Genomic DNA, 23,676 nt, shown 5'->3' with positions numbered 1-23,676 from the left:
GACGGACCACACGACCGGGCAACCCGGTTCCGCGGTCCGTTTGCTTTTCAGCGCTCGGATTCGCCTTTCGCCGACAGCCCGTAGCGCTTCATCTTCTCGTACAGCGTCGCCTTGCCGACATGCAGCCGGTCGGCCGTTGCGGCGACCGCGCCGCCCGTCTGGTTCAGCGCCTCGGCGATCACCGCGCGCTCGAATTGCTCGATGCGCTCCTTCAGCGTCTGCTCGTTGTCGGCCTCGTCGCCGCTCGCGCCCGTCTCTTGCGGCATGTCGGCCACGCCGAGCACGAAGCGGTCGGCCGCGTTGCGCAGCTCGCGCACGTTGCCGGGCCAGTCGCGCTGCATCAGGCTCGCGCGCTGCCGGTCGGTCAGCACCGGCGCGGGCCGCGCGTAACGCACGGCCGCATCGAGCATGAAGTGCTCGAACAGCGGCACGATGTCCTCGCGGCGCTCGGCAAGCGGCGGCAGCGCGATCGTCACGACGTTGAGCCGGTACAGCAGGTCGCGCCGGAACGTGCCGGCCGCGACGAGTTCGCTCATGTCGCCCTTCGCGGCCGCGACGACGCGGCAGTTCACGCGAATCGGCTGGTTCGAGCCGAGCCGCTCCAGCACGCCGTCCTGCAGCACGCGCAGCAGCTTCACCTGCAGCGCGAGCGGCATGCTTTCGATTTCGTCGAGGAACAGCGTGCCGCCCGACGCGTATTCCAGCTTGCCGACGCGGCGCTTCGCGGCGCCGGTGAACGCGCCGGGCTCGTAGCCGAACATCTCCGACTCGAACATCGGCTCGGGCAGCGCGCCGCAATTCACCGCGATGAACGGCTTGTCGCGGCGCGGCGACAGCTCGTGCAGGCTGCGCGCGATCAGTTCCTTGCCGGCACCGGTGTCGCCGTTGATCAGCACCGACGCGTCGGTCGGCGCGACGTTCGCGATCAGCTTGCGCACCTGCTCGATCGCGGGGCTGCGGCCGATGATGCGCGGCGCGACGACGTTCTGCCCGGCCAGCTCGCGCCGCAGCGCGTGGTTCTCGAGCACGAGCTCGCGGCGCTCGAGCGCGCGGCGCACCGTCTCGATCAGGCGCTCGGCCGCGAACGGCTTTTCGATGAAGTCGTACGCGCCGTCACGCATCGCCTGCACGGCCATCGAGATGTCGCCATGCCCCGTGACGAGGATCACGGGCACGTCGGGCACGCGCTCGCGGCACTGCGCGAGCACGTCGAGCCCGCTCGCGCCGGGCAGCCGGATGTCGCTGACGATCGCGCCGGCGGTATCCGCGACGATCGCCTTCTCGGCCGCCTCGGCCGACTCGAAGCCGACAACGTCGAACCCCGCCAGTTGAAGGCTCTGCACGCTTGCCCGGCGAACGAGCGCATCGTCTTCGATATAGATCACTTGCAGCCGGTTGGCCATCGTACTCACTTGCTCCTGACGGGCCGCGCGGCGGCAGCACGCGCGGCGTCGTTATACCGATCGTATGCCGATCGGGCGGGCGGCGTGGCGCGTCTAGCGCGAGCCCGCCGGCTCGGACACGGAGTCCGGATGATGCGTGCGTGCGCGCCGCAGCGTCAAGACGAACAGCGCGCCGCCCGACGGCGCGTTGCGCGCGGTCAGCGCACCACCCGCGTCGCTTGCGATCGACGACGAGATCGCGAGGCCGAGCCCGAGCCCGCGCCCCATTTCCTTGGTCGTGAAGAACGGCTCGAACAGGCGCGGCAGCAGGTCGGGCGCGATGCCGCAGCCGTTGTCGCGCACCTCGACCGCGAGCGTCGCGGCCGACACCGCGATCGTCACCTCGATGGCCGGCGCCGCCACGCCAGCGACCGCGTCGAGCGCGTTGCCGAGCAGGTTGATCAGCACCTGTTCGAGGCGCAGATCCTCGCAACGGGCGACGAGCTCGGGATAATCGCGCGCCAGGTCGAGCGGCGCTTCATGTGCGGGCGACACGGTCGCGTCCTGCAATGTCAGCGTGAGCGCGACGCCGCGCAGGCGCTCGTCGAGCAGCGACAGCACGCTGCGCAGCGCGCGCACGACGAGCGCCTGCTCGTTGCGCGGCTTCGCGCGGCCGACGAACAGCTTCAGCTGGTTCGTGATCTTGCCCATCCGCTCGGTGAGCGCAGCGATCGCCTCGAGGTTCTCGCGCGCGGCCGCCTGCTCGCCGCGATCGAGCAGCACGCGCGTGTTGTCCGAGAAGCTGCGCAGCGCCGCGAGCGGCTGGTTCAGCTCATGCGTGATGCCGGCCGCCATCTGGCCGAGCGCGGCGAGCTTGCTCGCCTGGATCAGTTCGTCGTGCGCGGCGCGCAGCTCCTGCTCCGCGCGGATCCGGTCGCCGACCTCCTTCTGCAATTGCTCGTTCGCTTCCGACAGGTCGGCCGTGCGCTCCTCGACACGCCGGTTCAGCTCCGCGTACGCCTGCTGCAGCAGCGCGCGGCCACGGATCATTTCGCGCACGCGCGCGCGGCGCATCCGCCAGTAGAACGCGAGCAGCGCGACCGACACGAAGCCGAAGCCCGTGACGATCGTCGCGTTGCGCGCATCGGCGTCGATGGGCGCGATCGGCGCGAGCGTGACGAGCAGCCAGTCGGGCTCGCCGATCCGCCGCTTGCTCGCGAGGAAGCGCGGCGCACGCAGGCCGGGGCCGAGGCGCACGATCTCCGCATCGGGGCCGAGCACCTGCTCGATGCGCAGCGGCAGCGGCGTGACGGGTTGCTGCGCGTACTGGCGCGTCTCGTAGATCGACGCGGCCACGGGCCCCGTCAGCGGCCGCAGCGTGTGGTATTTCCATGCGGGCACCGACGACAGGAACACGACGCCGTGGTCGTCCGCAACGACGAGCGGCTCGGACGCATCGGCGCCCTGGAACCATTCGAGATTGAGCTTCACGACGACGACACCCGCGATCCTGCCGTTGCGCCACACGGGCTGCGAGATGTAGTAGCCGGGATCGCGCGAGATCGTGCCGATCCCGAAGAAGCGGCCGACCTGGCCGTTCATCGCATTGAGGAAATACGGGCGGAAGCGGTATTCGATCCCGACGAAGCTGTCGGGCGCGCGCCAGTTGCTGGCGGCGACGCACAGGCCGTCCGCGCCGATCACGTAGGTGACGGTCGCGTGCGCGTGCTCGTTGAGGTCTTCGAGATAGCGATTGACGCGCGCGGTGTAGTCGGCGCGCTTCGGCTCGGCGAGCAGGTCCTGCACGTACGGATGGCTGCCGAGCAGATAGGGCAGCGATTCGTAGCGGTCGAGCGTGCTCTTGAGCGCGTTGGTGGTGCGGTCGACGCGCACCGCGGCGTTGCGCTGCAGCTCGGCGACGCCGCGCCGCCAGGTGATCGTCCACGTCAGCGTGCACGCCGCGGCGAGCGCGGCGGCAAGCACGACGAGAATGAGCAGGCGGCGCGTCACGGTCGAGGCTTCCTGGCGATGCGGATCGCCTATTGTGTCATAGGCCTCCGCCTCTGCGCCTCGGCCGCCGCGGGCCGCGCCGCCGGCGGGCCGTGCCGCCGCCTGCTCCGTCATGGCGTCAGACGCCGGCCGTCTCGGTCGGCGTGACCTCGCCGCCGCCGTTCAGCGCCTGGCGCAGCTTGTTGCGGTCGAGCTCCTTCTCCCAGGCCGACACGACGACCGTCGCGACGCCGTTGCCGACGATATTGGTCAGCGCGCGGCATTCGCTCATGAAGCGGTCGATGCCGAGGATCAGCACCATGCCCGACAGCGGGATCGTCGGCACGACGGCCAGCGTCGCGGCGAGCGTGATGAAGCCCGCGCCCGTCACGCCGCTCGCGCCCTTCGACGTCAGCATCGCGACGGCCAGCAGCGTGAGCTGCTGCATCCACGTCAGTTCGATGTTGGTCGCCTGCGCGATGAACAGCACGGCCATCGTCATGTAGATGTTGGTGCCGTCGAGGTTGAACGAATAGCCGGTCGGCACGACGAGGCCGACGACCGAACGCGAGCAGCCGGCCTTCTCGAGCTTTTCCATCAGCTGCGGCAGCGCGGCTTCCGACGAGCTCGTGCCGAGCACGATCAGCAGCTCTTCCTTGATGTAGGACACGAAGCGGATGATCGAGAAGCCCGTGACGCGCGCGATCGAACCGAGCACGACGAGCACGAACACGACCGACGTCAGGTAGAACGTGCCGATCAGCTTGAGCAGCGGCACCAGCGAGCCGACGCCGTACTTGCCGATCGTGAACGCCATCGCGCCGAACGCGCCGATCGGTGCCAGCTTCGTGACGATGTGCACGATGCCGAACAGCACACGCGTGAGCCCGTCGATGAAGTCGGTCACGACCTTGCCGCGCTCGCCGAGGTGTGCGAGCACGCTGCCGAACAGCAGCGCGATCAGCAGGATCTGCAGGATCTCGCCCTGCGCGAACGCATCGACCATCGTGTTCGGGATGATGTGCATCAGGAAGTCGACCGTCGACTGCCCGTGCGCCTTCGCCGCGTACGACGCGACGGCCTTGCCGTCGAGCGTCGCCGGATCGATGTTAAAGCCGACGCCCGGACGCAGGATGTGCGTGGCCGCGAGGCCGAGCAGCAGCGCGAAGGTCGACACGATCTCGAAGTACAGGAGTGCCTTGCCGCCGACGCGGCCCACCTTCTTCATGTCCTCCATGCCGGCGATGCCGGTGACGACCGTACAGAAGATGATCGGGCCGATCACCATCTTGATCAGCTTGATGAACCCGTCGCCGAGCGGCTTCATGTCGGTGGCGAGCGCCGGGTAGTAGTGGCCGAGGATCACGCCGACGATGATGGCGAAGATCACCTGCACATAGAGCACTTTGTAGAAGGGTTTCTTCTTCACGATGGTTCCTGCAGAAGTAGATGAGCCGATGGAAACGGCGTCACGCGCGCAGGCGAATGCCTCAGGGGAAAAGTCACTCGCCCGCGCGGCTGCCGTGCCGCAACAAGCGATGCCTCAGGACGTCCGGAGGGGGAGGAAGGCAGTGGTCATCGATTGTCTCCTTGCTTGCTGTAGTAGTTCGGCCGGGGGGATGGCCGTGCGCTTTATAACGCAAGGTCGATGCCAGGTTTCCGGAACCCCTCAAACCGTTGTTTTCATTGTATTTCCCATAATGCGGCAGGCAAGGAAATCCGGGATTCCGGATTTCCGGAAAATATCCGTCCGGCGATCCGGACGGATATGCTCGTTCATCGGATGAATCAGTGCTGCACGGCCGGGCCGGCCAGCACGCCCGTCTGCGCATAGAACTCCTGCTGCGCGAAGGCTTCGCGCTCGCGCCGTGCACGCTCGCCGCGATCCAGGAGCGAGCCGACGACGATCCCAATGAACGCGAGCGGCACCGACACGAGCGCCGGGTTGTCGAGAAACACCGGCGCGCGCACATGGTGCAGCACGTCGACCCACACCGACTTCGACAGCACCGTGAGCGTGACCGCCGACACGAGGCCGAGGCCGCCGCCGAGCACCGCGCCGCGCGTCGTCATCCCGCGCCAGAAGATCGACATCGCGAGCACCGGGAAATTCGCGCTCGCGGCCACCGCCGCGACGAGGCCGACCATGAACGCGACGTTCACGTGCTCGAACAGGATCGACAGCCCGATCGCGACCGCCGACAGGGCGATCGTCGCCGCGCGCGAGATGCGCATCTCGAGGCGTTCGTCGGGCTTGCCGCGCGCCCACATCTGCGCGTACAGGTCGTGCGAGATCGTCGTCGCGCCGGCGAGCGTCAGGCCGGCGACCACCGCGAGGATCGTCGCGAACGTGACGGCCGCGATGAAGCCGTAGAACCAGTTCCCGCCGACCGCCTGCGCGAGCTTCACCGCGACCATGTTCGAGCCGCCGAGCAGGTCGTGCGTCAGGTTGAACGTGCCGTTTGCGCCGAGCTTGAAGAACTCCGGATGCTGCGCGAGCAGCACGATCGCCGAGAAGCCGATCACGAACGTCAGCAGGTAGAAATAGCCGATGAAGCCGGTCGCATAGAGCACCGACTTGCGCGCCTCCTTCGCGTTCGGCACCGTGAAGAAGCGCATCAGGATGTGCGGGAAGCCGGCCGTGCCGAACATCAGCGCGATGCCGAGCGACAGCGCGTTGGCCGGATCGCGGATCAGCTTGCCGGGGCCCATGATGGACAGCGCGCCCGGATGCACGGCCACCGCGCGGCGGAACATCTCGTCGATGCTGAAGCCGAATTCGGCGAGCGCGAGCACGACGAGCACTGTCGCGCCGCACAGCAGCAGCACGGCCTTGATCACCTGCACCCAGGTGGTCGCGGTCATCCCGCCGAAGAACACGTAGACCACCATCAGCACGCCGACGATCAGCTCGGCCGTGCCGTACGACAGCCCGAACAGGAGCTGGATCAGCTTGCCCGCGCCGACCATCTGCACGACGAGGTACAAGACGACGATGGTCAGCGAATTCGCGGACGTCAGCAGCCGGATCGGCCGCTGCGCGAAGCGGTATGCAACGACGTCGACGAACGTGAACTTGCCGAGGTTGCGCAAGGGTTCGGCGATCAGGAACATCACGAACGGCCAGCCGACCAGAAAGCCGATCGAGTAGATGAGCCCGTCGAAGCCGAACATGAACACCATCCCGGACAGCCCGAGGAACGACGCGGCCGACATGTAGTCGCCCGCGATCGCGAGCCCGTTCTGCAGCCCGGTGATGCCGCCGCCGGCCGTGTAGAAGTCGCGTGTGGAGCGCGTGCGGCGCGCGGCCCAGCGCGTGAGCGCGAGCGTCGCGAACACGAACGCGAAGAACATCCCGATCGCGACCGGGTTCAGTTCGACCTTGTCGGGCATCGGGCCCGCGACCGATACCGCCTGCGCGGCGGTGGAAACGAGCACTGCGGGAACGGCAAGCGCGCCAGGCGCGATCGAGGTACGTCGCATGTCGGCCTCCGTCACGAACGCTGCAGGATCGCGTCGACGCGGCGGTCGAACGCACGGTTCGCGCGCAGCACGTAGCACGCGGTCAGGCTGATCGCGACCAGGATGATCGCGACGCCCGCGGCGATTCCGACCGTCGTCGTCGCGCCGCGGTACAACGGCGCGGCGAGCACGTGCGGTGCGAGCGCGACGAGCAGGATGAAGCCGTAGTACGTGGCGATCATCAGCGCCGTCAGCGTGAAGCTGAAGCGGCGCCGCGCGCGCACGAGCTGCTGGTAGTCGCGGCGCGCCGTGACCGATTCGATGACGGAAAGCTCCATGGTGTCTCCAATATTGTCTCGTCTCGTCGTTTCGCGAGCACTGTCTTGTGAATGGCCGGCGCGCGATCCGATCCGCCCGCGCCGCGGCGGCGAAAAACGACTTACACGATGCGATCCGCACGCAGGCGCGCGACCTCGTCGGCCGACATCCCGAGCCAGCCGCCGAGCACCGCGTCCGTATCCGCACCGAGCACCGGCGGCGCGCCACGCACCGGCAGCCGCGCGCCGTCGAACCGATACGGCGGCGCGAGCACGTCGACGCCGCCCGCGACCGGATGCGGCTGCCGCGTGACGAGCCCCGCGCTCGTCGCACGTTCCGACTTCAGCGCTTCGTGCAGCCCGAGCACTTCGCCGCAGGGAATGCCCGCATCGGCAAGCGCCGCAAGCAGCGTCGCGCGTGACCGGCGCGCGAGCTCGCGGCGAATCTCGGGCAGCAGGTCCGCACGGTTCTCCGAGCGGCCGAGGTTGGTCTTGTAACGCGCGTCGGCCGCAAGGTCGGGCCGCTCGATCGCATCGCAGAAGCGCGCGAACTGCGTGTTGTTGCCGACCGTGATCACGAGCGGGCCGTCGGCCGCGTCGAACACGCCGTACGGCACGATCGACGGATGCGCATTGCCGTAGCGCGGCGGGTCCTCGCCCATCAGCAGCGCGTCGAGCCCGTAGTACGCGGTGATCATCAGCCCGCAGTCGAACAGCGCCATCTCGATGCGGCGCCCGCGCCCGGTGGCGTGGCGTTCGTACAGCGCGGCGAGAATCGCCTGCGCCGAGTACATGCCGGTGAACAGGTCGACCGCCGCGACGCCGAACTTCAGCGGCGGCTGGCCGGCCTCGCCGTTCAGCGCCATCAGCCCGGCCTCGCCCTGCACGACGAGATCGTAGCCGGGCCGCGCGGCCTCGGCGCCCGAACGGTCGTAGCCGGAAATCGCGCAGTGCACGAGGCGCGGATTCAGTTCGGCCAGCGCGTCGTAGCCGAGCCCGAGCTTTTCGGCGCCGCCGAACTTGAAGTTGTGAAGTACGACGTCGGCCTGAGCAGCCAGCTCGCGTGCGAGCCGCTGCCCTTCGCCGGTCTGCAGGTCGAGACAGATCGAGCGCTTGCTGCGGTTCACGCTGTTGAAATAGGTGGTTTCGGTGTCGCCGATCCTCAAGCCCCAGTCGCGCGTGTCGTCGCCGCGCGCCGGATGCTCGACCTTGATCACTTCCGCGCCGAAATCGGCGAGCACCATCGCGCACCACGGGCCCGCGAGCACGCGCGAGAAATCGAGCACCTTCACGCCGGCCAGCGGCAATGCACGCGATTCGTTCGTCATCCTTGTCTCCTCCATTCGCGTGGTTCGCCTTTACTGTTTCGACAGCGCGATGTAGCGCGCGAGATGGTGATCCTCGTCGCCGAGCTGGTGATCGATCATCACGAGACGCTTCGCGTAGTGCGACAGCGGCAGCTCCCACGTCATCCCGATCCCGCCGTGCAACTGGATGCTCTCCTCGGCAACCAGCGTGCCGATCCGGCCGATGCTGTATTTCGCCGCCGCGAGCGCGCGTTCGCGCACCACGCGCGATGCATCGAGCTGCGCGGCCGCGTTGATCACGGCCGAGCGTGCCTGCTCGACTTCGAGCAGCAGGTCGGCCATCCGGTGCTGCAGCGCCTGGAAACTGCCGATCGGCAAGCCGAACTGCTTGCGCGTGCGCAGGTAGTCGAGCGTGTACGCCTTCGCGACGTCCATCGCGCCGAGCGCTTCCGCCGACAGCGCGAGCAACCCGTAGCCGAGCACGCGTTCGAGCAGCGCCGTGCCCGCTTCGCCGTCGTGCGCGCCGAGCGCGGCATCGGCCGGCAGTGCGACGCGTTCGAAGCGCACTTCGGCCGCGCGGCCGCCGTCGATCTTCTTGTAGTCGCGCAGCGATACGCCCGGCGCGTCGGCCGGCACGACGAACAGGCCGATGCCGGCCGCATCGTCGTCGTGCCCCGACACGCGCGCGCTGACGACGAAGAACGCCGCCTGCGCGGCCTGGTCGACGACGCCCTTCGCGCCCGTCAGCACCCAGCCGTCGCCCGAGCGTTCGGCGCGCGTGCGCACGGTCGTCAGTTCGTAGTGCGAGCCCGGCTCGTCATGCGCGAACGCGGCGCTCACGCTGCCGTCGATCAGCGCGGCCAGCCGGTCGCGATGCGCGGCGCCGCCGGCGAGCGACAGCGCGCGGCCCGCGAGCAGCGCGCCAAGGAACGGCTCGACGACGAGCCCGCGCCCGAGGCACTCGAACACCACGGCGATGTCGAAGCCCGCGCCGCCGAAACCGCCGTCGGCTTCGGAAAACAGCGCGCCGACCGTACCGAGTTCGGCAAAGCGCTGCCACATCGCGCGATCGAAACCTTCGGCCGACTGCGCGATGCGATCGCGCACCGGGAACGCGTACTGTTCGGCGATGAAGCGGTTCAACGTATCCGCCAGCATCCGGCGGTCTTCTGTGTGCTGGAAATCCATCGTCGCGTCCCTCGTTACAGCCCGAGCATCATCTTCGCGATGATGTTCTTCTGGATCTCGTTCGAGCCGCCGAAGATCGACAGCTTCCGGTTGTTGAAGTACTGCTGCGCGGCGCTCGCGGCTTCGTCCGGGCCGACCGGCTCGCCGTCGTAATCGGCATCGAGCGCTGCGTCGTCGAACGGCTGCGCGTACGGCCCCATCGCGCGCCGCATCAGCGCGGTGATCTCCTGGCGGATCTGCGTGCCGCGGATCTTCAGCATCGAGCTTTCCGCGCCCGGCGCGCCGCCGCCCGCAACGGCGGCCAGCACGCGCAGGTTGGTCGTGCGCATGTTCTCGAGTTCGATCTCGACACGCGCGACGCGCGCCGCGAAGAACGGGTCGTCCGCGAGCGGCCGGCCGTTCTTCGTGACCTTTGCAGCGACCGCGCGCAGCCGGTCGAGCGCGGCCGTCGAGAAGCCGATTCCGGCGATGTTGGTGCGCTCGTACGTGAGCAGGTATTTCGCGTAGGTCCAGCCGCGGTTCTCCTCGCCGACGAGGTTTTCGGCCGGCACGCGCACGTCGGTGAAAAACACCTCGTTCACTTCGTGCTCGCCGTCGAGCGTGACGATCGGGCGCACCTCGACGCCCGGCGTATTCATGTCGATCAGCAGGAAGCTGATGCCTTCCTGCTTGCGCACGTCGGTCGCGGTGCGCACGAGGCAGAAGATCATGTTCGCGTAGTGGCCGAGCGTGGTCCACGTCTTCTGGCCGTTCACGAGGTAGTGCTCGCCCTGCGCGTCGATCCCGCGCACCGCGCTCGTCTTCACCGCCGCGAGATCGGAACCGGCGCCCGGCTCCGAGTAGCCCTGGCACCACCAGTCGGTACCGTCGAGAATGCGCGGCAGCCAGTGACGCTTCTGCGCTTCGTTGCCGTACTTGATCAGCACGGGGCCGAGCATGTTCACGCCGAACGGCACGATGCGCGGCGCACCCGCGAGCGCGCACTCGTTGTCGAACAGGAACTTCTGCGCGACGCTCCAGCCGGGGCCGCCGTATTCGCGCGGCCAGTGGCTCGCGAGCCAGCCGCGCGCGTTGAGGATCGCGTGCCATTCGCGCATGTCGTCGCGCGTAAGATGCAGGCCGCCCTTCACCTTGCGCGCGATGCGCTCGGGCAGTTCGGCTTGCAGGAAGCGCTGCACTTCCGTGCGGAAGGCTTCCTCTTCGGGAGTGAAATTCAGGTCCATCTTCAGTCCGTGGCGTATGCGGTTGGCGTTCAGTCGATGTGGTTCAGGCTCGCGAAATCCGCGCCGCGCGCGACGAGATCGACGAGCAGCGGCGACGGCTTCCAGAACAGCGGATCGTCCTTCGCGAACGTGCGGATATCGGCGAGCACGTTCGCGAGGCCGACCGTGTCCGCGTAATGCATCGGGCCGCCGCGATAGCGCGGGAAGCCGTACCCGTACAGGAACACCGCGTCGACGTCGAGCGGGCGCAGCGCGATCTTCTCGTGCACGACGTTCGCGCCTTCGTTGATCATCGCGGCGAGGTAGCGGCGCAGGATCTCGTCGTCGGTGAACGTGCGCGGCGTGATGCCCTTCTTAGCGCGTTCTTCCGCGACGATCGCCTCGACTTCCGGGTCCGGCGTGCCGACGCGCGCGCCGTCCGGATACAGGTAGTAGCCGCGCGCCGTCTTCTGGCCGAACCAGCCGCGCTCGCACAGCCGGTCGGAAATCTCCACGTAGCGCGCCCGCGGGTCGCGCGTCGCCGCGCGGCGCTTGCGGGTCGCCCAGCCGATGTCGCCGCCCGCGAGGTCGACGACCTGGAACGGCCCCATCGGGAAGCCGAATTCGCGCACCGCGCGATCGATCTGGTACGGCGACGCGCCGTCTTCCATCAGGTAGTCGGCCGCCGTGCGATAGACGGCGAGGATCCGGTTGCCGATGAAGCCGTCGCACACGCCCGCGCGCACCGGCGTCTTCTTCAGCTGCTTCGCGAGCGCGAACGCGGTCGCGACGACCTCCGCGCTCACGCGTGCCGGCACGACGATCTCGAGCAGCTTCATCACGTTGGCCGGCGAGAAGAAATGCAGGCCGATCACGTCGGCCGGGCGGTCGATGCTCGCGGCAAGCTCGTCGATGTCGAGATACGACGTGTTGGTCGCGAGCACCGCGCCCGGCTTGCACGCGCGCGCGAGCTCGGCGAACACGGCCTGCTTCACGGCCATGTCCTCGAACACGGCCTCGATCACGACGTCGGCCTGCGCGAGCGCGTCGTACGACGTGCTGCCCTTGAAGCGCGCGAGCCGCGCCGCGTGCGCGGCCGGCGTCATGCGCCCTTTCGCGACGAGGCCGTCGTACACCTTCTCGACATGCGCGCGGCCGCGCGCGAGCGACGCTTCGTCGCGTTCGATCATCGTCACCGGCAGCCCGGCATCGAGCGCCGCGACCGCGATGCCCGCGCCCATCGTGCCGCCGCCGACCACGCCGATCCGCTCGACCGGCCGCGCGCTCGCGCGGCGCGCCTCGGGTGCCTTCGCCGCTTCGCGCTCCGCGAAGAACGCATGCACGAGGCCCGCGCGCTGCGGGCTGTCGATGCACTGCAGGAACAGGCTGCGCTCGAACGTCATCCCCGCGTCGAACGACTGCGTGAGCGCGGCTTCGACCGCGTCGACGATCTTCGCAGGCGAGAACAGGCCACGCGATTTCTTCGGCAGCTCCGCGCGCGCCGCATCGATCGCGGCCTGCGCGGCCGCGCGGTCGGCCAGCCCCTGCGCATCGCGCGTGCGGCGCACCGGTGCGCCGAGCGACACGAGTTCCTGCGCGTACGCGAGGCCTTCGGCGAGCGTGTCGTCGCTGTGCGCGACACGGTCGACGAGGCCGAGCGTGAGCGCTTCGTCGGCGCTTGCATGACGGCCCGTCAGCATCAGGTCGAGCGCGGCCTTCGCACCGATCAGGCGCGGCGCGCGCTGCGTGCCGCCCGCGCCGGGCAGCAGGCCGAGCGTGACTTCGGGCAGCCCGAGCTTTGCGCCGGGCACCGCGAGCCGGTAATGCGCGGCGAGCGCGACTTCGAGGCCGCCGCCAAGCGTCGCGCCGTGCAGCGCGACCACGACCGGCTTCGCGCCCGATTCGATGCGCTCGCACACGTCGGGCAGCGACGGCGGCACGATCGGCTTGCCGAATTCACGGATATCGGCGCCCGCGATGAAGTTGCGGCCGGCGCCGACGATCAGCACCGCACGGATCGCGTCGTCGGCCTGCGCGGCGTCGAGCGCGTCGGCGAGGCCGCGCCGCACATCGGCGGACAGCGCGTTGACGGGCGGGTGGTCGATCGTGACGACGAGCACCTTGTCGCGCCGCTCGCGCGTGACGGTGCAGGCCGGGCTGGCGGGGGAAGCGGGTGAGTTCATCGTGTCTCCTTGACGCGGCGGCAGGTGCGTCGACGCCGGTTCGTGGCTCGCGGCCACGGGAGCGGCGCCGGGGCACCGGCCCCGGTCCCGCACGAAGCGGGACAAGATCCGGCCGTACGCCGGGCATGACCCGATTCTCGATTGATCGAGATTCATTGACAATTCCCTCCCGCCTTTACAAGCTGTCAAGTCTGACTTGACACTGAATGTTTCCGACCGTTAAACGGGCCGGATCAGGAGACGCGACGCATGGACCTGAACGCGCTGACGCTGCTCGTCGAGATCCTCGACGCCGGCAATCTCAGCAAGGCCGCGCAGCGGCTCAAGATGAGCCGCGCGAACGTCAGCTACCGGCTGAACCAGCTCGAGCGCTCGATCGGCCAGCAGCTCGTGCGGCGCACGACGCGGCGCATCGAGCCGACCGAGATCGGCCTGAAGCTGTACGAGCACGGCCGGCGCATCCGCAACGAACTGCTCGCCGCGCAGGAATCGGTGACGACGCTCGGCCAGGACCTGCAGGGCCGCGTGCGGCTGTCGGTGCCGAGCGGCTACGGGCAGATGGTGATGTCCGACTGGCTGCTTGCCTTCAAGCGGCTGCATCCGGGCATCGTGCTCGATGTCGTGTTCGAGAACCGCGTGGAAGACCTGATGCGCGACGAGATCGACATCGCGGTGCGCGTGATGCCGGAGCCGCCGCAGAACCTCGTGGCGCGCGACATGGGCGCGGTGCGCTACGTCGCGTGCGCGTCGGCCGCCTTCGCGGCCGAGCACGGGATGCCGGCGAGTCTCGGCGCGCTGTCGGCGTCCCCCGTCGTCACCGCGACGGTGATGGGCCGGCAGCTCAGGATCGCCGCGTATCTCGGCGACGAGCGCCACGAGGTGCTGCTCGAGCCCACGCTGATTTCGGAGAACTTCCTGTTCCTGCGGCAGGCGATCCTCGGCGGGATCGGCGTCGGCATCGTGCCCGACTACGTGGTGCACGACGATATCCGGCGCGGCACGGTCGTCACGTCGCTCGACGCGTACCGGCTCAGCATCTTCGGCACGCACATGTACATGCTCTACATGCCGAACCGGCACCACACGCGCGCGACGTCGACATTCATAGAGTTCATCCTCGAACAGGCCGGAAAGACCGGCCGGGGCGGGCCCGGCGCGATGCGTCAGGGTTTCCTGTCGGGTGACAATCCGCCGGCCCCGCGGCGACAATAGCGCGCCGGGGCGGGCAGCCCCGTTGCGCCGGCGCCATCGCCTCCTTTGAATTCACTGCTGCCGAGGGTTCAATGTTCGACCGGATTCGTCCGCCTTCGCGTCCCTGGACGCTGCTCGCTGCCGTCGCGCTCGTCGCGATCAACACCGGCTGCACGTCCCCGTCCACGCCGTCGTCGGGCGCAGTGGTGCCCGTCGTCGCCGCATCGGGCGCCGCCGTGCCGCTGCCCGGCTTCCACGCGCCCGAGCTGTCGTCCGGCTGGACCGACAAGCCGGGCTGGACCTCGCAGCACTTCATGATCGCGGCCGCGAACCCGCTCGCGACGCAGGCCGGCTACGACATGCTGAAGGCGGGCGGCACCGCGATCGATGCGGCGATCGCGACGCAGATGGTACTCGCGCTCGTCGAGCCGCAATCGTCGGGGATCGGCGGCGGCGCGTTCCTGCTGTACTTCGACGGCAACGCGACGCAGGCGTACGACGGCCGCGAAACCGCGCCGGCCGCGGCGACCGACCGCCTGTTCTACGGGCCGACCGGCCAGCCAATGGGCTTCTATGAAGGCGTCGTCGGCGGGCGCTCGGTCGGCACGCCGGGCGTGCTGCGCATGCTCGACGCCGCGCACCGCGCGCACGGCAAGCTGCCGTGGCGCCGGCTGTTCCAGCCGGCCATCCGGCTCGCCGAGCGCGGCTTCACGATCAGCCCGCGGCTCGCGATGCTGATCGCGAACGACAAGTACCTGAAGAACGACCCGGCCGCGCGCGCGTACTTCTACAACGCGGACGGCACGCCGAAGGCGGCCGGCACCGTGCTGAAGAACCCCGCGCTCGCGACCGTGCTGCGCCAGGTCGCCGACCGCGGCGCGAACGCGTTCTACAGCGGCGCGATCGCCCGCGACATCGTCACGAAGGTGCGCAAGCACCCGACCAACCCGGGCCTGCTGTCGCTCCAGGATCTCGCGCGCTACAAGGCGAAGGTGCGCGTGCCGCTGTGCGCCGACTACCGGCGCTCGGTCGTGTGCGGGATGCCGCCGCCGTCGTCGGGCGGCCTCGCGATCGCGCAGATGCTCGGCATCCTCGAAGCGATGCCGGACTGGCAGCAGATCGGCGCGCAGAAGCCGGTGCGCAACGACGTCGGCTACGAGCCGACGCCGTTCGCCGCGCACCTGTTCAGCGAAGCCGGGCGCCTCGCGTATGCGGACCGCGCGCGCTATGTCGCCGATCCCGATTTCGTGCCGCTGCCGGGCGGCAGCTGGGCGAGCCTTACCGACAAGACCTATCTCGCGCAGCGCGCGCACCTGATCGGCGACAGCAGCATGGGCGTCGCGCAGGCCGGCACGCCGCAGGGCGCGGCGCTCGCGATGGCCGACGACCGCAGCCCCGAGCTGCCGTCGACGTCCGACATCGCGATCGTCGACCGCTACGGCCAGGCGCTGTCGATGACGACCAGCGTCGAGGACGCGTTCGGTTCGCGGCTGATGGTGCGCGGCTTCATGCTGAACAACCAGCTCACCGATTTCTCGTTCGTGTCGAGCGAGAACGGCCGGCCGGTCGCGAACCGCGTGCAGCCCGGCAAGCGGCCGCGCTCGGCGATGTCGCCGGAGCTCGTGTTCGACCAGAAGACGAAGCAGGTGACGATGATCGTCGGCTCGGCCGGCGGCCCCGCGATCATCAACCACGTCGCGAAGACGCTGGTCGGCGTGCTCGACTGGGGGATGACGATGCAGCAGGCGATCGCGCTGCCGAACTTCGGGTCGATGAACGGGCCGACTCAGCTCGAACGCGGCCGCGTGTCGGACGCGCTCGCCGACGGGCTGAAGGGCCGCGGGCACGACGTGCGGGTCGTCGAGATGAACTCGGGGCTGCAGGGAATCCAGCGGCTGAACGTGCAGGGGCAGACGGTGTGGTTCGGTGGGGCCGATCCGCGGCGGGAAGGGGTCGCGATGGGGGAGTGAGCATGCCCGTGCGCGGCGGCGCAACGCGCCGCGCAAAGCCATTCGACCGCCCATCCGCGGCGACATACGGACTCGTCTTACGGGCGCCGCGCGCGCCCTGCCTTTCGCCCCAGTCCGACCGCGATATCGCACTTCACGCCTGATATCGCGTCCCATACCTCTCGCCTCAAATTTCGTATTCGTCTGATCGACGACCTATAAGTCGCTCCGTATAGTCGTCCGCTCAAGCCGCAGCCGTCTTTTACGCTCGTCCCGTTCGCAACGACGATGCAGCTCCGCTGCAGACGAAGCGTATTGCCATCATTCCAGGCTGCGTGCGCAAAGCCCAACAATCAGGAGTCCGATTCATGATTCACCCCATCACTACGCCCCCCGATAGCGCGCGCGTCCGCTGGAGCATTGCGACGCACCGGCCACGCCTGTCCGCACTCGCCTTCTCGCTCGTCGCGCTCGCTTCCGGCTATAGCTATGCTGCGCAGCCCGATCTGGTTCTCGACAACCTCGTTGTCAAGGCCGGTGAAGCCCCGCCACCCAGCGCAACGGGCGCGGGTTCGATCGCGCTTGGGCCAGGTGCGCAAGCAAAGGGGGAAACCGGCGGCGATTACTCGGCAATTGCAATTGGCGGAGGAGCAATCGCCGACGGGCGCTCCACGATCGCCATCGGCGAAGGAGCGAACGTTCACGGCGATAGATCGATCGCGCTCGGCGTCGGGTCGAACATCAACGCGAACCGCTCGCTCGCACTCGGCGCGGATGCGTCGGTCACCGCACACGATGCAGTCGCACTCGGCCAGGGCAGCGTCGCCGACCGCGGCAACACGGTGTCGATCGGCAAGAGCGGCAACGAGCGCCAGCTCGTCAATCTTCGCGCCGGTACGAACGACACCGACGCCGTCAACCTGTCACAGCTCAAGCCGGCCGTCGAGGCGCTCGGCGGCGGCGCCACGATCAATGTGGACGGAAGCGTGCGCGCTCCGAACTACGCGATCGACGGCAAGTCGTTCAACGATGTCGGCAGCGCGCTGACGAATCTGGACGATCGGGCCAAAGCCACCACGCAGTCGATCACGACGCTCGACGGCCGCGTCACGAACGTCGAGGGCGACGTCAAATCCATCCGCGTCGACGTCGACGATCTCGGCACGCGCATCAACAACGGCAGTACCGGCCTCGTGAGGCAGGATCCCGCGAGCCTCGCGATCTCGATCGGCGCAGACAAGGGCGGCACGTCGGTCAGCGTCGCCGGCGCGAACGGCACGCGCACGCTGACCGGGCTGTCGAACGGCGTCGGCGATACCGACGCCGTGACGATCGCGCAGTTGAAGGCAGCCGGCCTGGTCGACCCGGACGGCAAGCCGCTCAGCGCGCTCGTGTACGACGATCTGTCGCTCGGTCGTGCGACGCTCGGCGGCGTGGGCGGCACGCTGCTGGACAACGTGCGGCCCGGTGCGATCGTCGCGGGCGGCATGCAGGCCGTCAATGGCGGGCAGCTCTTTACGATGCAGCAGCAATTCGACAGCCGCTTCGATTCGCTCAACACGCGCCTGTCGGACATCGAGAAGAACGGCCCCACCGTCAAGCCGCCAGCGGGCGACCACGGTAACCAGCTCGCGCAGCTCGGCGACGGCTCGGGCGCGACCGGCTCGAATTCGATGGCACTCGGCAACGGCTCAACTGCGTCCGGCAACGATAGCCTTGCGATCGGGAACAACGCGACGGCATCGGGCAACAATTCGGTCGCGCTCGGCAACAACTCCGTCGCCGATCGCGACAACACCGTCTCCGTCGGCGCGCCCGGCCAGGAGCGGCAGATCACCAACGTCAAGGCCGGCACCGCGCCGACCGATGCCGTGAACGTGCAACAGCTGAACGATCGCATCGGCAGCGTACGATCCGACATCGACCACTACCGGCGCGACGCAAGCGGCGGCATCGCATCCGCCGTCGCGATCGCGAACCTGCCGCAAGCGTCGCTGGCGGGCGAAAGCATGGTGTCGATCGCGGGCGGTACTTACAGCGGGCAGTCGGCCGTCGCGTTCGGCCTGTCCACCGCCACGCGCAACGGGCGCTGGGTGGTCAAGGCATCCGGGTCCACCAATACGCGCGGCACGGTGGCAGTCGGCGCCGGCGCCGGATATCGCTGGTAAGCCGTCGCAATGGGCATCAAATAACAAGGGGCAGGGATTCGCCCGGCACGAATCCCTGCCCCTTCTTGTCCGTTGATGGCACGAGGCGATCGACCTTATCCAGCCCCTATCCCCGCCCCTTCCACGGCACCACTCGCCGCTCGACCCATCGCATCGCGAGATCGAACAGCCATGCGATCGCGCCGATGATCAGGATCCCCATCACGACGATGTCCGTGCGCAGGAAGCTCGACGCATTGAGCACCATCTGCCCGAGCCCGGCGGTCGCGGCAACCATCTCGGCCGCGACGAGCGTCGTCCAGCCGAACCCGATCGCGATTCGCAGCCCGGTGAGGATTTCCGGCAGCGCGGCCGGCAGCACCACGTGGCGCACGATCTGCGCGAAGCTGCCGCCGAGCGAATACGCGGCATTGATCTGTTCGACCGTTGCCGCGCGCACGCCGGCACGCGCAGCCATCGCGATCGGCGCGAAGCACGCGAGGAAAATCACGACGAGCTTCGCCGTTTCATCGATACCGAACCAGATCACGACGAGCGGCAGGTACGCGAGCGGCGGCAGCGGCCGGTAGAACTCCAGCAGCGGATCGAGCACGCCGCGTGCAACTCGGCTCACGCCCATCAGGATGCCGGCCGGCACGCCGATCATGGTCGCGAGCAGGAACGCGCCGAACACGCGCCCGGCGCTCCACAGCAGATGTTCGGACAGTGGCAGGCCGCCCTGGATACGGCCGTGCCATGCATCGACGAATGCCGTCCACACGGCTTCCGGCGCGGGCAGGAACAGCGGCGGCAGCCACTGGAAATGCGTCGCGACCCACCAGAGCGCGGCCAGTGCCGCGACCGTCGCGGCGCTCAACCCGGCCGTCTTTCCCTGCCCCGGCAACCGGTAGCGGCGCGACGACGGCGCTCGGCGCTCGGCCGCCCGAGGCGGGGTGCGATCATCCTGTTCGAAATCGGCGGCCGCGCGATCGGCCGTCCACGAATCCTGTGTGCTCATGCTGTCCTGCCTGTGCAAAGTGCTGTTCCGGCCGCGCCCGACGGCCACGCCGTGCCGCGCGAATTCGTGCATCACGCGGTCTCCGCGACCACCTCGTCTCGATGCAGGTACTCGATCAGCCGCTCGCGCCACGCGATGAAATCCGGCGAAGACTTCACCGCGCGCGCATCGCGCGATTCGACGTAGCGCCGCGCGAACGGCAACTCGAAGGTTTCCGCGATGCGGCCGGGGCCCGGCGTCATCACGACGAGACGCGTCGCGAGGAACAGCGCCTCCTCCACATCGTGCGTGATGAAGAACACCGTCTTGCCGGTGCGCGCCCACACGTCGAGCACAAGCGCCTGCATCGTGCCGCGCGTCATCGCGTCGAGCGCCCCCATCGGCTCGTCCATCAGCAGCACGCGTGGGTCGCTCGCGAGCGCACGCGCGATGCCGACGCGCTGCTGCATCCCGCCCGACAGCTCGTACACGCGCGCATGCGCGTGGCGCTCGAGACCGACGAGCGCGAGCATCTCAGTCGCGCGCGCTTCACGCTCGGCCCTCGACACGCGCGCGAAACGCAGCCCGAGCGCGACGTTGTCGAGCACGTCGAGCCACGGCAGCAGCGCGTATTTCTGGAACACGACACCGCGATCGGCGCCGGGGCCCGTGACCGGCACGCCGTCGACGTGCACGTCGCCCGTCGTCGGCGCGACGAAGCCGGCCATGCAGTTCAGCAGCGTCGTCTTCCCGCAGCCGGACGCACCGAGCGCGACGACGAACTCACCGGCATCGATGCGCAGGTCGACGCGCGCGAGCGCCTGCGTCGTCGGCCGGCCGCGTTCGCCGGGATAAGAGACCGAGACCTGACGGACTTCCAGCGTGCTCATGATCGAAGGACTCCGCGATGAGTGGGCTGAATGGTCGCGCTCAGCGCGCGGCCTTCTGCACGAACTGCGGATCGACACCGGCCGAATAGTCGGCGAGTACCGTCTGGATCGTGCCTTGCGATTTGAGGAACGTGGCCGTGGCCGCGAGCGACTTCGCGGCGCCCGATTGCGCGCCGCCGCCGAGCCACGTCGGCGAAGCCTGTTCGGCCGCCGTCGGGAATGCGTAGAGCGCGAGGCTGGCCGGCACGTCCTGCGCATTCGCGCCCGACACCTTCGCGACCGCCGCGACCTGCGGCGAGCCGACCTTCCACGCCGCCGCATGCGCGCGGTAGTCGGCATCGGCAGCTGCGAGCACCTTCACGAAACGCGTGACGAACTCGGGGTTCTCGCGCGCGAACTTGCGGCTCACGACGAAGCCGTCGAAGGTCGCCTTGCCACTTTCTTTCGCCACCTGGCCCGACGTCGTCAGCACGGTGCCCGACTGCTTGACCTTCGCGAGCACCGGATCCCAGATATAGGTCGCGTCAATGTCGCCGCGCGTCCATGCGGCCGCGACTTCGGGCGGACGCAGGTTGACGATCTTCACGTCGTTCGGATTGACGCCGGCGGCCTGCAGCGCGACGAGCGTATGGAAGTGCGATGTCGATACGAACGGCACGCCGATCTTCTTGCCCTTCAACGCCGCGATGCTCGTGACGCCCGAGCCGTTGCGCGCGACGAGCGCCTCGGCATCGTTGATGTTGTCGAGCACCCAGAACAGCGAGATATCGAGCCCCTGCGACAGGCCGGCCGCGATCGGGCTCGACCCGGCCTCGCCGAGCTGCACGGAGCCCGATGCGAGCGCGCGGATCACGTCGGCGCCGCTGTCGAGCTTGCGGAACGTGACCTTGTAGCCGGTCGCCTTTTCGACTTCACCGCTTGCCTGTGCGTAGCGCCACGGCACGACCATGTCCTGGTACGCGATCACGACTTCGCGCGATTCGGCGTGCGCCGCGCCGAACGCGGCAAAGGCGGTCAGCACGACGACGGCGCGGCGGATGAAGCTGAAACGGGACATGCGGCTCTCCTTCGGAATGCGGGCATTGCTGCGGGAGAGCCGACTTTACGGGCTTTGCGTGCGGCGGGAGCGAACTTATCCTGCGAAGCTATCGATGATGTTTCAGCTTTGCTTTTCATGCTCGACTGGATCGCGCGTCCGGTCGGGTGGCGATTGCCGTGCGAACGCAGGAATGGCGTCCGCATCAACAAAAAAGCCCGCATCGCTGCGGGCTTTTCAGGTTCGTCCGAAGACGACGGGAGCAACGGCGCTCAGACCACCCCCGCCCCATGCGCCTGCAGATCGGCGTGATAGCTCGAGCGCACCATCGCGCCGACGGCCGCGTGCGTGAAGCCCATCTTGTACGCCTCTTCCTCGTACATCTTGAACGTATCCGGATGCACGTACGCACGCACCGGCAGGTGGTGCTCCGACGGCTGCAGGTACTGGCCGATCGTCAGCATGTCGACGTCGTGCGCGCGCAGGTCGCGCATCACCTGCAGGATTTCCTCTTCGGTCTCGCCAAGGCCGACCATCAGGCCCGACTTCGTCGCGACGTCCGGATGCAGCGCCTTGAAGTCCTTCAGCAGCTTCAGCGAGTGCGCGTAGTCCGAACCCGGGCGCGCTTCCTTGTACAGGCGCGGCACCGTTTCGAGGTTGTGGTTCATCACGTCCGGCGGTGCGGCGTTCAGGATCGAGATCGCACGGTCGAGACGGCCGCGGAAGTCCGGCGTCAGGATCTCGATGCGCGTTTCCGGCGACTGCTCGCGCACTTCGCGGATGCACTCGACGAAGTGGCCGGCGCCGCCGTCGCGCAGGTCGTCGCGGTCGACGCTCGTGATCACCACGTACTTCAGCTTCAGCGCGCCGATCGTGCGTGCGAGATTCTTCGGCTCGTCCGGATCCAGCGGATCGGGGCGACCATGGCCGACGTCGCAGAACGGGCAGCGGCGCGTGCACTTGTCGCCCATGATCATGAACGTCGCGGTGCCCTTGCCGAAGCATTCGCCGATGTTCGGGCAGCTCGCTTCCTCGCACACGGTATGCAGGTTGTGCTCGCGCAGGATCGTCTTGATCTCGTTGAAGCGCGAGCTGCCGGTGGCCGCCTTCACGCGGATCCACTCGGGCTTCTTCAGCTTCTCGATCGGAATGACCTTGATCGGGATGCGCGCCGTCTTCGCCTGTGCCTTCTGCTTGGCGGTCGGATCGTACGCAGCGGGGGCGGCCGAATCGGCCGGTGCGGGAGAAGCGGTAACGTCAGTCATTCGATTGTTCCAGTGCCTGCGGCTTGTCGGCGGCCGCGGATGCGCCGTCGAGGTTGGCGATCAGACGGCGCACCAGCGTGTGGGCAACGTCGTTCCAGTCGGCGGCAACCTCGAGGCTCGCCATGTCGACAGTTTCCAGTCCGGCATAGCCGCACGGGTTGATCGCAAGAAACGGGCGCAGATCCATCTTCACGTTCAGGCTCAGCCCGTGATAGCTGCAGCCGTTGCGGATCTTCAGGCCGAGGGCCGCGATTTTCGCGCCCTCGTGCACGCCGGATGCCACGTAGATCCCGGGCGCGCCCGCCTTGCGGACCGAAGCGAGATTATACGCCGCGAGGGTTTCGATCACGGCCTCCTCGATCTTCGTCACCAGCGTGCGCACCATCAGCTTGCGCCGGCGCAGGTCCAGCAGCAGGTAGGCGACGATCTGGCCGGGGCCGTGGTAGGTGATTTGCCCGCCGCGGTCGACCTTCACGAGCGGCACGCCGCTGTCGGCCACCAGCAGGTGGGCCGGGTCGCCGGCCTGGCCGAGCGTGTAGACGGGCGGATGCTCGACCAGCCAGATCTCGTCGCCGGTGTCGGCCGTGCGCGTGTCGGTGAACGCGCGCATCGCGTCGAAGCTCGCCTCGTAGGTCTCGACGCCTCGCCAGCGCACGGTGACCGGCTGGGCCGGCTGACCCGGGGACCCGGCGGGCGATGCGGAAACGGCAACAGGCGTGGACACGATGGAAACCGGCGAAACGGACATGGGCGGTAGTTTACCGAAAACCCGTGGGTCTCGCCGGCCTTGGGAGGGGGACGGATCGCCGGTATCCGTCGGAGGAAACAATGGTCAGACGGTGCGCCATCCGTCGTGGAGCAGCGCGGTCACGCGTTCGCGCAGCCGTGCGAGCCCGCCGAGCGCGACTTCCCGGGGCGGCCGCGACACCGAGAACGCCACGCACGTGCCCTCCCGGCCTTCCGCGCTGAGCCACAGCCGCTCGCCGCGGCGCAGCTTCAGCGTCTCGCCGTCGACCAGGAAGTAATCGTTGACGTCGTTGCTGCGCGTCGCCCACACCGGACCGCGCTGTACCACCAGCCGCGTGCTGCGTTGCACCTTCATCGGCACGGTTTCGCCCGCGGGGATTTCGAACGTGGTGCTTGAAGAAATTTCTTGCATGATCGACTCCGC

Annotated in this window: 18 protein-coding genes; 3 read left to right on the top strand and 15 right to left on the bottom strand. The window is 68.5% G+C overall.

The genetic code is table 11. From position 1 onward, the window contains the following. Positions 1–47 precede the first annotated feature (47 nt). From B7G54_RS28730 to B7G54_RS28690, 9 genes are all read right to left on the bottom strand, one after another. Positions 48–1,403 (bottom strand): sigma-54-dependent transcriptional regulator, encoded by a 1,356-nt coding sequence (locus B7G54_RS28730; protein ID WP_085042119.1) that lies wholly within the window; start codon positions 1,401–1,403, stop codon positions 48–50. 93 nt (positions 1,404–1,496) lie between these two features. Beyond that, positions 1,497–3,506, bottom strand: coding sequence for a sensor histidine kinase (locus B7G54_RS28725; protein ID WP_085042118.1), 2,010 nt, complete (start codon positions 3,504–3,506; stop codon positions 1,497–1,499). 4 nt (positions 3,507–3,510) lie between these two features. Next, on the bottom strand, positions 3,511–4,800 hold the full coding sequence (locus B7G54_RS28720) for a dicarboxylate/amino acid:cation symporter (RefSeq protein WP_085042117.1): 1,290 nt from the start codon (positions 4,798–4,800) through the stop codon (positions 3,511–3,513). Between the two features lie 359 nt (positions 4,801–5,159). Further along, complete coding sequence (locus B7G54_RS28715; protein ID WP_085042198.1) at positions 5,160–6,854, bottom strand: cation acetate symporter; 1,695 nt, start codon at positions 6,852–6,854, stop codon at positions 5,160–5,162. Between the two features lie 11 nt (positions 6,855–6,865). Continuing rightward, positions 6,866–7,171, bottom strand: coding sequence for a DUF485 domain-containing protein (locus B7G54_RS28710; RefSeq protein WP_085042116.1), 306 nt, complete (start codon positions 7,169–7,171; stop codon positions 6,866–6,868). A gap of 101 nt (positions 7,172–7,272) precedes the next feature. Beyond that, entirely contained in the window at positions 7,273–8,478 is a 1,206-nt protein-coding gene (locus tag B7G54_RS28705; RefSeq protein ID WP_085042115.1) for a CaiB/BaiF CoA transferase family protein, read from the bottom strand. Positions 8,479–8,508: 30 nt separating this feature from the next. After that, positions 8,509–9,645 carry an acyl-CoA dehydrogenase family protein gene (locus B7G54_RS28700; RefSeq protein WP_085042114.1) on the bottom strand — a complete coding sequence of 379 codons (1,137 nt, stop codon included), beginning with the start codon at positions 9,643–9,645 and terminating at the stop codon, positions 8,509–8,511. Between the two features lie 14 nt (positions 9,646–9,659). Next, the gene (locus B7G54_RS28695; RefSeq protein ID WP_085042113.1) at positions 9,660–10,868 is read right to left on the bottom strand and encodes an acyl-CoA dehydrogenase family protein; all 1,209 of its coding nucleotides are present in this window, start codon (positions 10,866–10,868) and stop codon (positions 9,660–9,662) included. Between the two features lie 29 nt (positions 10,869–10,897). After that, positions 10,898–13,030, bottom strand: coding sequence for a 3-hydroxyacyl-CoA dehydrogenase NAD-binding domain-containing protein (locus B7G54_RS28690; protein ID WP_085042197.1), 2,133 nt, complete (start codon positions 13,028–13,030; stop codon positions 10,898–10,900). A gap of 249 nt (positions 13,031–13,279) precedes the next feature. On the opposite strand from B7G54_RS28690, the gene B7G54_RS28685 reads away from it, so the two are divergent. The 3 genes from B7G54_RS28685 (at position 13,280) to B7G54_RS28675 (ending at position 18,338) form a co-directional block, all read left to right on the top strand. After that, positions 13,280–14,242 (top strand): LysR family transcriptional regulator, encoded by a 963-nt coding sequence (locus B7G54_RS28685; RefSeq protein WP_085042112.1) that lies wholly within the window; start codon positions 13,280–13,282, stop codon positions 14,240–14,242. A 71-nt stretch (positions 14,243–14,313) separates the two neighbouring features. After that, positions 14,314–16,191 (top strand): gamma-glutamyltransferase, encoded by a 1,878-nt coding sequence (gene ggt / locus B7G54_RS28680; RefSeq protein ID WP_085042111.1) that lies wholly within the window; start codon positions 14,314–14,316, stop codon positions 16,189–16,191. Between the two features lie 347 nt (positions 16,192–16,538). Beyond that, positions 16,539–18,338 carry a YadA family autotransporter adhesin gene (locus tag B7G54_RS28675; RefSeq protein ID WP_085042110.1) on the top strand — a complete coding sequence of 600 codons (1,800 nt, stop codon included), beginning with the start codon at positions 16,539–16,541 and terminating at the stop codon, positions 18,336–18,338. 106 nt (positions 18,339–18,444) lie between these two features. Here B7G54_RS28675 and B7G54_RS28670 read toward each other — a convergent pair whose 3' ends face one another. The 6 genes from B7G54_RS28670 to B7G54_RS28645 form a co-directional block, all read right to left on the bottom strand. Beyond that, positions 18,445–19,407, bottom strand: a complete 963-nt coding sequence (locus tag B7G54_RS28670) for an ABC transporter permease subunit (protein WP_085042109.1) — start codon at positions 19,405–19,407, stop codon at positions 18,445–18,447. Continuing rightward, entirely contained in the window at positions 19,407–20,204 is a 798-nt protein-coding gene (locus B7G54_RS28665) for a taurine ABC transporter ATP-binding protein (protein WP_085042108.1), read from the bottom strand. Before B7G54_RS28665 ends, B7G54_RS28670 begins: the two co-directional genes overlap by 1 nt. Positions 20,205–20,244: 40 nt before the next feature. Next, positions 20,245–21,261: a taurine ABC transporter substrate-binding protein gene (gene tauA / locus B7G54_RS28660; RefSeq protein WP_085042107.1), complete on the bottom strand. Its 1,017-nt coding sequence runs from the start codon at positions 21,259–21,261 to the stop codon at positions 20,245–20,247. 251 nt (positions 21,262–21,512) lie between these two features. After that, positions 21,513–22,505: a lipoyl synthase gene (gene lipA / locus B7G54_RS28655; protein WP_085042106.1), complete on the bottom strand. Its 993-nt coding sequence runs from the start codon at positions 22,503–22,505 to the stop codon at positions 21,513–21,515. After that, on the bottom strand, positions 22,498–23,253 hold the full coding sequence (lipB, locus tag B7G54_RS28650; RefSeq protein WP_085042105.1) for a lipoyl(octanoyl) transferase LipB: 756 nt from the start codon (positions 23,251–23,253) through the stop codon (positions 22,498–22,500). Before lipB ends, lipA begins: the two co-directional genes overlap by 8 nt. An 84-nt stretch (positions 23,254–23,337) precedes the next feature. Further along, entirely contained in the window at positions 23,338–23,664 is a 327-nt protein-coding gene (locus tag B7G54_RS28645; protein ID WP_085042196.1) for a DUF2917 domain-containing protein, read from the bottom strand. Between the last annotated feature and the right edge of the window lie 12 nt (positions 23,665–23,676).

This window comes from Burkholderia puraquae (genome assembly GCF_002099195.1).
GTDB lineage: Bacteria > Pseudomonadota > Gammaproteobacteria > Burkholderiales > Burkholderiaceae > Burkholderia > Burkholderia puraquae.
This window is presented reverse-complemented; position numbering and strand designations above follow the sequence as displayed.

Bases quoted from the DNA above. Each gene is read 5' to 3' on its own strand.
- B7G54_RS28730 (WP_085042119.1), bottom strand. From the start codon at position 1,403: ATGGCCAACCGGCTGCAAGTGATCTATATCGAAGACGATGCGCTCGTT.
- B7G54_RS28725 (WP_085042118.1), bottom strand. From the start codon at position 3,506: ATGACGGAGCAGGCGGCGGCACGGCCCGCCGGCGGCGCGGCCCGCGGC.
- B7G54_RS28715 (WP_085042198.1), bottom strand. From the start codon at position 6,854: ATGCGACGTACCTCGATCGCGCCTGGCGCGCTTGCCGTTCCCGCAGTG.
- B7G54_RS28710 (WP_085042116.1), bottom strand. From the start codon at position 7,171: ATGGAGCTTTCCGTCATCGAATCGGTCACGGCGCGCCGCGACTACCAG.
- B7G54_RS28705 (WP_085042115.1), bottom strand. From the start codon at position 8,478: ATGACGAACGAATCGCGTGCATTGCCGCTGGCCGGCGTGAAGGTGCTC.
- B7G54_RS28700 (WP_085042114.1), bottom strand. From the start codon at position 9,645: ATGGATTTCCAGCACACAGAAGACCGCCGGATGCTGGCGGATACGTTG.
- B7G54_RS28695 (WP_085042113.1), bottom strand. From the start codon at position 10,868: ATGGACCTGAATTTCACTCCCGAAGAGGAAGCCTTCCGCACGGAAGTG.
- B7G54_RS28690 (WP_085042197.1), bottom strand. From the start codon at position 13,030: ATGAACTCACCCGCTTCCCCCGCCAGCCCGGCCTGCACCGTCACGCGC.
- B7G54_RS28685 (WP_085042112.1), top strand. From the start codon at position 13,280: ATGGACCTGAACGCGCTGACGCTGCTCGTCGAGATCCTCGACGCCGGC.
- ggt (WP_085042111.1), top strand. From the start codon at position 14,314: ATGTTCGACCGGATTCGTCCGCCTTCGCGTCCCTGGACGCTGCTCGCT.
- B7G54_RS28675 (WP_085042110.1), top strand. From the start codon at position 16,539: ATGATTCACCCCATCACTACGCCCCCCGATAGCGCGCGCGTCCGCTGG.
- B7G54_RS28670 (WP_085042109.1), bottom strand. From the start codon at position 19,407: ATGCACGAATTCGCGCGGCACGGCGTGGCCGTCGGGCGCGGCCGGAAC.
- B7G54_RS28665 (WP_085042108.1), bottom strand. From the start codon at position 20,204: ATGAGCACGCTGGAAGTCCGTCAGGTCTCGGTCTCTTATCCCGGCGAA.
- tauA (WP_085042107.1), bottom strand. From the start codon at position 21,261: ATGTCCCGTTTCAGCTTCATCCGCCGCGCCGTCGTCGTGCTGACCGCC.
- lipA (WP_085042106.1), bottom strand. From the start codon at position 22,505: ATGACTGACGTTACCGCTTCTCCCGCACCGGCCGATTCGGCCGCCCCC.
- lipB (WP_085042105.1), bottom strand. From the start codon at position 23,253: ATGTCCGTTTCGCCGGTTTCCATCGTGTCCACGCCTGTTGCCGTTTCC.
- B7G54_RS28645 (WP_085042196.1), bottom strand. From the start codon at position 23,664: ATGCAAGAAATTTCTTCAAGCACCACGTTCGAAATCCCCGCGGGCGAA.